At 66.8% G+C, this 8,349-nt stretch carries 5 protein-coding genes; all 5 read left to right on the top strand.

The window, feature by feature from the left end; genetic code table 11:
- On the top strand, positions 1–1,330 hold a 1,330-nt coding region (locus tag ACXJKR_RS17630; protein ID WP_457323923.1), incomplete at its 5' end, for an MFS transporter.
- Between the two features lie 57 nt (positions 1,331–1,387).
- Positions 1,388–2,644 (top strand): TIGR03862 family flavoprotein, encoded by a 1,257-nt coding sequence (locus ACXJKR_RS17635; RefSeq protein WP_457323924.1) that lies wholly within the window; start codon positions 1,388–1,390, stop codon positions 2,642–2,644.
- A gap of 115 nt (positions 2,645–2,759) precedes the next feature.
- A complete protein-coding gene (locus ACXJKR_RS17640) occupies positions 2,760–3,764 on the top strand; it encodes a PEP-CTERM sorting domain-containing protein (RefSeq protein ID WP_457323925.1) in 1,005 nt (334 codons plus the stop codon).
- A gap of 147 nt (positions 3,765–3,911) precedes the next feature.
- Positions 3,912–6,242, top strand: a complete 2,331-nt coding sequence (locus ACXJKR_RS17645) for a Tex family protein (protein WP_457323926.1) — start codon at positions 3,912–3,914, stop codon at positions 6,240–6,242.
- Between the two features lie 160 nt (positions 6,243–6,402).
- Positions 6,403–8,349: TonB-dependent receptor plug domain-containing protein (locus ACXJKR_RS17650; RefSeq protein WP_457323927.1), on the top strand; the 1,947-nt coding region annotated here is incomplete at its 3' end.

Raw genomic sequence — 8,349 nt, forward strand, 5'->3', positions numbered from 1 at the left:
CCCCGTGATGGGGTATATCAGCGACAACTTCTACAACACGCGATTGGGCCGAAAGTTCGGGCGCCGGCGTTTTTTCATCTTGACGGGCATACCCCTGGTGCTGCTCTATCCACTGATGTGGATCGAGGGTTTCGGGTTCTGGTACTACCTGAGCATGTATGCCCTCTTCGAGCTGGTCTATACCTCGATCATGGTGCCGTATGAAACCCTGGCGACCGAGATGACCACGGATTTTTCGGCCCGCTCCAAACTCACCGGCGCCAAGGCCATGTTCGGCAAGGCGGCCAACTTCCTGGCCGCCTTCATCCCGGCCCAGCTCTTCCTGGTCTACAGCAAGGAATCGGCCACGCCCTTCCTGCTGACCGGCATCATCTACGCCCTCATCATGTGCGGCGCCATGACTGCCCTCTACCTCTCCTCTTGGGAGCGGCCCGTGCATGAAGTGGTGCAGGAGCGTGCCGGCAGCCTGGGCCAGGCGCTCAAGAAACTCGGCATGGACATGCTGTCCACCTTCCATCTGAAGATCTTCCGCAAACACCTCGGCATGTATCTGCTGGGGTTTGGGGCGGAATGGTTGTTTGCTTCGATATTTACCTATTTCATCGTCTTCTGCATGGGGCAGGACAAGGCCGTTGTCGGCTACCTGAACAGCTTCAGCTCGGTGATGCAGCTGATATCCACCATGCTATTCATCGGCCTGTGCATCAAGTTCGGTTTTGCGCGACCCTACCGTATTGCCCTGCTCATCGTTTGCGGCAGCGTGCTGGCCTATACCGCGCTGTTCTACCTGGGTTGGAGCAAGCAGACCACGGCCATCGCCCTCTTCGCCGTCACGGCCGTGTTCGGCCTGGGCACCGGCGGGGTCTACTACATCCCCTGGACGGTCTACACCTTCCTGGCCGACGTCGATGAGGTGCTGACCGGGCGGCGGCGCGAAGGCATCTATGCCGGCGCCATGACCTTCGCAGGCAAGATCACGCGCTCGGCTGTCGTCTTTGTCATGGGCTGGATCCTCGGCCAGTTCGGCTTCCTTTCCGGCCAGGCCACACAGCCGGAGAGCGCGATCAACGCCATCGTCGGCATCTTCACGCTGGGCGTCATCGGCTTGGCGCTGGGCGGCATCTACTACACCACCCAGATGAAGCTCGACCGCAAGAACCACGCCGTCTTGCTGGAAGAAATCGCCCGCATCAAGGCCGGCGGCCGCATCGCCGACGCCCCTGCGCAGGCGCGCGCCGTGGCCGAGGAACTGACAGGCTGGAAGTACGAGCAGTGCTGGGGCAACAACGCCCTGGCGCCGGCGGGGGCGAAACCGCCGGTACGGGCCTGAGAGGCGGAAAGCACAGCCCAAACACAGCGCCGCGAGTACGGGTTCCTAGAATCCGGCATGCATCCCAAAGATCTCACGGCCGATATCGCCATCATCGGCGGCGGCCCTGCCGGGCTGATGGCGGCCGAAGTGCTGGCCGCCGCCGGCCTGGCGGTCACCGTCTTCGACGCCAAGCCCAGCGTGGGCCGCAAATTCCTGCTTGCCGGCAAGGGCGGCCTCAACCTGACCCATTCCGAGCCCTTCGAGCCTTTTGTCGGCCGCTTCGGTGAGCGCGCCGCGCAGATCGAGCCGCTGTTGCGCGCCTTTGACGGCGACGCGCTGCGCGACTGGGCCTCGGGACTGGGCGTCGAGACCTTCGTCGGCACCTCGGGCCGCGTGTTTCCGAAAGACCTGAAGGCTGCGCCGCTGCTGCGCGCCTGGCTGCACCGCCTGCGCGCGGCCGGCGTGAAGTTCGCGATGCGGCACCGCTGGACGGGCTGGACTGACGATGGCGCGCTGCGCTTGGACACGCCCGACGGTGAACGCCTGGTGACACCACGCGCCACGCTGCTCGCGCTGGGTGGCGCTTCCTGGCCCCAACTCGGCTCGGACGGCGACTGGGTCGAGCGGCTCGCTGCGCGGGGCGTGGACATCGCGCCGCTGCATCCCGCCAATTGCGGCTTCGACGTGGGGCCCACCGCGGCCCACGCCGACGGCCCCGGCTGGAGCGAACGCTTTGCCACCGAGTTCGCCGGCCAACCGATCAAGCCGGTCGCACTCGAGACCGAAGGCTTCGCGAATCGCGCCGGCGAGTTCGTCTTCACGGCCACAGGCATCGAGGGCTCGTTGGTGTATGCAGCGAGCAGCACATTGCGCGAGCAGATCGCGCGTGAMGGCGTCGCCACGCTGCACCTGGACCTGCTGCCCCAGTTGGCGCCCGAGCGCGTGCTCGCCGAGGTCAGGCACCCGCGCGGCAGCCGGTCCCTGTCCTCGCACCTGAAGAGCCGCCTGCACCTGAACCCACTCAAGCTCGGCCTGCTGCACGAGTTGCTGACGCGTGAGCAGATGCTGGACGCCACTACGCTGGCTGCCGCGCTGAAGCATCTGCCGCTGACGCTGCACGCGCCCCGCCCCGTGGCCGAAGCCATCAGCACGGCCGGCGGCGTGYGCTTCGAGGCGCTGACCGGTGGCCTGATGCTGACCGCCCTGCCCGGCGTTTTCGTCGCCGGCGAGATGCTGGATTGGGAGGCGCCCACCGGCGGCTATCTGCTGACGGCCAGCATGGCAAGCGGGCGCGCGGCAGCAGCCGGGCTTGCGGCTTGGCTGACGTCCTGACAGTCACAGCTGGTTGCAATCCGACCGGCAGGCATCCCTAGCCCTTGGGTGCCACGGGGACGGAGTGAGCCGAAGCGACTCCTAGACTCCGCCGTCCCTGCTAACGCCACATCTCATGACGTCCCTGCGCCTCGCCATCCTGGCCCTGAGCCTGACCGCCGCGTTCGCCCACCTCCCGGCATCGGCCGACGCGACCTTGCCGCCCATTTCCCTGGGCATGCCCAATGCGTCCAACCTGTACGGGCTGGAACTGAACCAGTGGTTTGTTGCCACCAACGAGGCCACGGCCGGCACGATCATCGACGGCACGCTCAGCCAGGACGGCGCCTGGTTGAACTTTCCGTCCGCTGCCCAGCTGAGCCGCAGCGCGACTGACTCGCAAGCCGTCCATGACAAGCTGGCCTCGGCCTTCGCCCGCGTCGGACCGACCAGCCTCGGTGCGTCGGCCTCCGCGCTGGCTCCGTTGAATCCGACCGCCATCAGCAGCGTTGCAGTCGGCCATTCCTTCGTGGGCTACTGGGCCATGCTGGACCAGGACACGACCGTTCAGTTTGACCTGAAGCTCGATGGCCATCTGGCGACGACGGGTGACCGCGCCCTGGGCGCCGACCGCTCGGGCGCTGCCGTCACCGCGTTCGTCGTCGGCTCGCAAGCCAACTTCACGGCCGAAAGCCAGTACGCCTTGTTAAAGACCGCGGGGCTCGATGCCTTCGAAGTCGGGGGCGATCCCCTGCTGCAGCAACTCATCGCTGCCCACCCCAGCACGCAGACCCATCTCGACGTGTTCGGTGCGCAAAGCGGCACCATGGGCCGCTCGCTGGACGTCGACACCACCCTCCACGTGAGCGCCAATGGCACGCGGATCGACTGCCAGACCCCCATCTCGCCCGCCTGCGGCCGCTACTTCTACATGGTAGGCGCCTTCCTGTTCACGGGTGCGCAGAACGGCGCCGCGGCCGACTTCTCGCACACGCTCGACGTCACGAGCATCCGCATCGGCAACGACGCGGCACAGCCCTTCACTGCCGTCTCAGCCGTGCCCGAGCCGGCATCGGCTGCGATGCTTGTGGCCGGCCTCATCGGCCTGGGTCTTGCCACGCGCCGCCGCCTGCGCTGCTGACACTCAGGGCCCGCCGGTCCGCGGCAGCGGGCGGCGCCCTGCGCGACGGAAAACCTGGAGAAGTCGCGCGACGGGTTTCAGGTATCCCGTTGCAGGAAACCCGTGTGGGAAAATCGCAGGCTTTTCGCCCGATTTCCAGAGCCCGTTTTGGACAACAAGCTGATCGTTTCCCAGATTGCCGCCGAACTGAAGGTTCGGCCCGCCCAGGTGCAGGCTGCCGTCGAGCTGCTGGATGGCGGGGCCACCGTGCCCTTTATCGCCCGCTACCGCAAGGAGGCCACCGACGGTCTCGACGACATCCAGTTGCGTGAGCTCGACGCCCGCCTGGCGTACTTGCGTGAACTGGCCGAGCGCCGCGAGGCGGTGCTCAAGTCCATCGCCGAGCAGGGCAAGCTGACGCCGGAGCTCGAAGCCGCCATCCGCACGGTACCGACCAAGCAGGAGCTGGAAGACCTCTACCTGCCTTACAAGGTCAAGCGTCGCACCAAGGGCCTGATCGCCCGTGAGGCGGGGCTGGAGCCGTTGGCGGACAAGCTCTTCGCAGACCCATCACTGACGCCGCTCGATGAAGCCGCGAGCTTCATCAACGCCGAGGCCGGTTTTGCCGATGCCCACGCGGTGCTGGATGGCGTGCGCGACCTGCTTGCCGAGCGCTGGGCCGAGGATGCCGTGCTGGTGGGAAAGTTGCGCGGGTGGCTGTGGGACGTCGGTCTCTTCCAGTCCAAGCTGATGGACGGCAAGAGCCCGGACACGCCGGACAACGCCAAGTTCCGCGACTACTTCGACTACGCCGAAACCATCAAGACGGTGCCGTCGCACCGCGCGCTCGCCGTCTTTCGCGGGCGCACGCTAGAACTGTTGGATGCCAAGCTGGTGCTGGACGAAGAAGTCGTCGCCGGCCAGCCCACCCTCGCTGAAGGCCGCATCGCGAGCCACCTCGGCTGGCGCCATGCCAACCGCCCCGGTGACACGCTGATCCGCAAGACCGTGGGCTGGACCTGGAAGGTCAAGCTGTCGCTGAGCCTGGAGCGCGACCTGTTCGCCCGACTGCGCGAGGCGGCGGAAGCGACCGCCATCAAGGTCTTCGCCGAGAACCTGCGCGACCTGCTGCTGGCCGCACCCGCCGGCAAGCGCGTCGTCATGGGGCTGGACCCGGGCATCCGCACCGGCGTGAAGGTGGCGGTCGTCTCCGACACCGGCCGCGTGCTGGACACCTCCACCGTCTACCCGCATGAGCCCCGCCGCGACTGGGATGGCAGCCTGCACACGCTGGCCAAGCTTTGCGCCACGCACGGCGTCAACCTGATCGCCATCGGCAATGGCACGGCCAGCCGCGAGACCGACAAGCTGGCCGGCGAGCTGATCAAGAAGCTACAGGCGCTGGACGCCTCGGTGCAGATCGAGCGCGTCGTCGTCAGCGAGGCGGGCGCTTCGGTCTACTCGGCGTCGGAGTTCGCTTCCAAGGAGCTGCCCGACCTGGACGTGAGCCTGCGCGGCGCCGTATCCATCGCGCGCCGCCTGCAGGACCCGCTGGCCGAACTGGTCAAGATCGACCCCAAGAGCATCGGCGTCGGTCAGTACCAGCACGACGTGAACCAGAGCGAGATGGCGCGCACGCTGGACGCCGTCGTCGAGGACTGCGTGAACAAGGTCGGTGTGGACCTGAACACCGCCTCGCAGGCCCTGCTGGCCCGMGTGTCGGGCCTGTCGGCGTCGGTCGCCAGCAGCATCGTGYGCTGGCGCGACGCGAATGGCGCCTTCAAAAGCCGCCAGCAATTGCTGGACGTCAGCGGCCTCGGCCCCAAGACCTTCGAGCAGGCGGCAGGCTTTTTGCGCATCCGTGGCGGCGACAACCCATTGGACTTCAGCGGCGTCCACCCCGAGACCTATCCGCTGGTCGAGAAGGCGCTCAGCATCCTCAAGCGCCCGGCCGCTGACGTCGTCGGCCGCAGCGAGGTGCTGCGTACGCTCAAGCCCGAACTGCTGGCCGACGAGAAGTTCGGCCTCATCACCGTCAAGGACGTGCTGGCCGAGCTGGAAAAGCCCGGCCGCGACCCGCGCCCCGACTTCAAGGTGGCCCGCTTCAATGACGGCGTCGAAGACGTGAAGGACCTGCAGCCCGGCATGCTGCTCGAAGGTACGGTCAGCAACGTCGCGCAGTTCGGCGCCTTCGTCGACCTGGGCGTGCACCAGGACGGCCTGATCCATGTCAGCCAGCTGTCCAACAAGTTCGTCAGCGATGCGCGCGAGGTGGTCAAGACCGGCGACATCGTCAAGGTCAAGGTGCTGGAAGTGGACCTGGCGCGCCAACGCATTTCCCTGACGATGAAGCTGGACACCCAGGCACCGCGAGGCCCGAAGCCGGACAACAACTTCCGCCCCGCGGCGCGCAACGAACGTGGCCCGCGCCAGTCTCAGGACTCCCAGGCCCCTGCCGGCGGTGCGATGGCCGCGGCCTTTGCCAAGCTCAAGCGCTGACCTTCGTCATTGCCACAGCGAGCTGCCATGATCGCGGCCCGCACCGCGGGGCGTCGATTGGTGCCCCTGAACCCGCAACTGGTCGCAGCACCGCCGCGCCATGACAGCGCTGCCGCTATGGTGCGCGCCGCGCGCTGAATCGCATCTCTCGGAGTCCGTCTTGAAAACCCCCGCCCTCGCCTTGCTGCTTCTGCTCAGCCCAGCCCTGGTCCTGGCCCAGCAGGAGGTCGACCGCGCCTCGAACAACTCACCCACGCCCAGCAACAACCAACTCGAACGCGTCTCGGTGACGCGCCAGCAGACCGACACCGACCTGCGCCGCCGCGAGCCCGTGGCCAAGCAGCTCTATGGCCGCGACGAGCTGGACAAATACGGCGACACCCAGCTCAGCGATGTGCTCAAGCGCCTGCCGGGCATCAACGTCTCCGGCGGCCAGCTGCGCATGCGCGGCCTGGGCGGCGCCTACACGCAGATCCTCGTCAACGGCGAGCCGGCGCCCCCGGGCTTCAGCCTGGACAACCTGAACCCCGCCCAGGTCGAGCGGCTGGAGGTCAGCAAGGCCCCGACGGCCGACCAGAGCGCCCAGGCCATTGCCGGCACGCTCAACATCATCCTGAAGGACGCCCCGCGCGTCGTGCAGAAGGACCTGCGGCTGGGAATGGCCTATGCGTCGGAAAAGCCCGTCATCAACGCCGGCTTCACCTATGGCGACCGCGTCATCGGCGGCCTGGGTTTCGTGCTGCCGATCAATGTCCAACAGTGGAATTTCGTCAACGAGAACGAGGGCGACCGCGTGCGTGACCGCGGCCTCACCGGCCTGCGCAACAGCGGGCGCGACCGCTCGTTCGGCCAGGGCTTCAACATGGCGCCGCGCCTGAACTGGAAGCTCGGCGACGACGAGACGCTGAGCGTGCAGGGCTTCTTCATCCAGAACCGCTTCCGCAGCGAAGGCGCCAACACCACCGAGGTGTTGTTCGCAGACCCGGCCACGCCGAGCAAGAGCGTGCTGCCGCCCAGCCTGCTCGACACCACCCGCAACCGTGGCACCTTCTCGGCCCAGCGGGTCAATCTGCAATACAACAACCGCTTCGGCGAGGACCGCCGCATCGAGTTGCGCGCTGGTGCGGGCAGTGGCGGCGCGGACTTCAACTCCGGCTTCTTCGGCCGCAACAAGGACGGCACGCCGGCGATCGACCGCCTCACCACCGGCGAAAACCGCAATCGCAACACGACGCTGTCGGGCAAATACAGCCAGTACGCTGGCGATGCCCACACCGTGACCACCGGCGCCGAACTGGAACGTCGCACGCGTGACGAAAGCCGTCGCACCCAGCAGTTCGACTACCGCAAGGCCAACCCCAAATGGGAGGACCTGCTGACCGGCGTCGAAGGCCAGCCCTTCGACGCGACGATCACGCGCTCGGCCCTGTATGTGCAGGACGAGTGGGAGATCAACCCGCAATGGTCGGCCTATGCCGGCGTTCGCCACGAGCAGATCAAGATGGCCAGCGAGGGCGCAAGCAGCCAGTTCGCCAGCACCAGCAAGGTCACCACGCCATTGCTGCACCTGAACTTCAAGCCCGACCCCAAGGGCCGCGACCTGGTGCGCGCCAGCCTCACGCGCAGCTACAAGGCTGCCGACGTCCAGCAGCTCATCGCCCGGCCGACCGTCAACACCGATTACGAGGTGCGCGGTCCCAATGCCCACATCAACACCGAGCTTGGTCCCGACCGCATCGGCAACCCGCAGCTCAAGCCTGAACTGGCCACGGGGCTGGACGTGGCCTACGAGAAGTACCTTCCGGCCGGGGGGCTGATCTCCGTTGGCGTTTTCCATCGCCGCATCACCAACCTGATCCGCACCGACCGCCCGCGGTTGATGACCGTCGACTATGCCGACACGCAGCGCTACGTCATCACCCAGATCAATCTCAGCAAGGCCACGACCCAGGGCTTGGAGCTGGAGGTCAAGGGCCGCGCCGGCGAACTCTTCCCGAGCCTCTTCGAGCCCAGCACCAACCTCAATCTGCGTGCGTCGCTGAACCTGTACCGGTCCACGGTCGCCGACATCCCCGGCCCCGACAACCGTTTGGAAGGCCAGCAGCCA

Source organism: Roseateles sp. P5_E11, from assembly GCF_054049355.1.

Bases quoted from the DNA above. Each gene is read 5' to 3' on its own strand.
- ACXJKR_RS17640 (WP_457323925.1), top strand. From the start codon at position 2,760: ATGACGTCCCTGCGCCTCGCCATCCTGGCCCTGAGCCTGACCGCCGCG.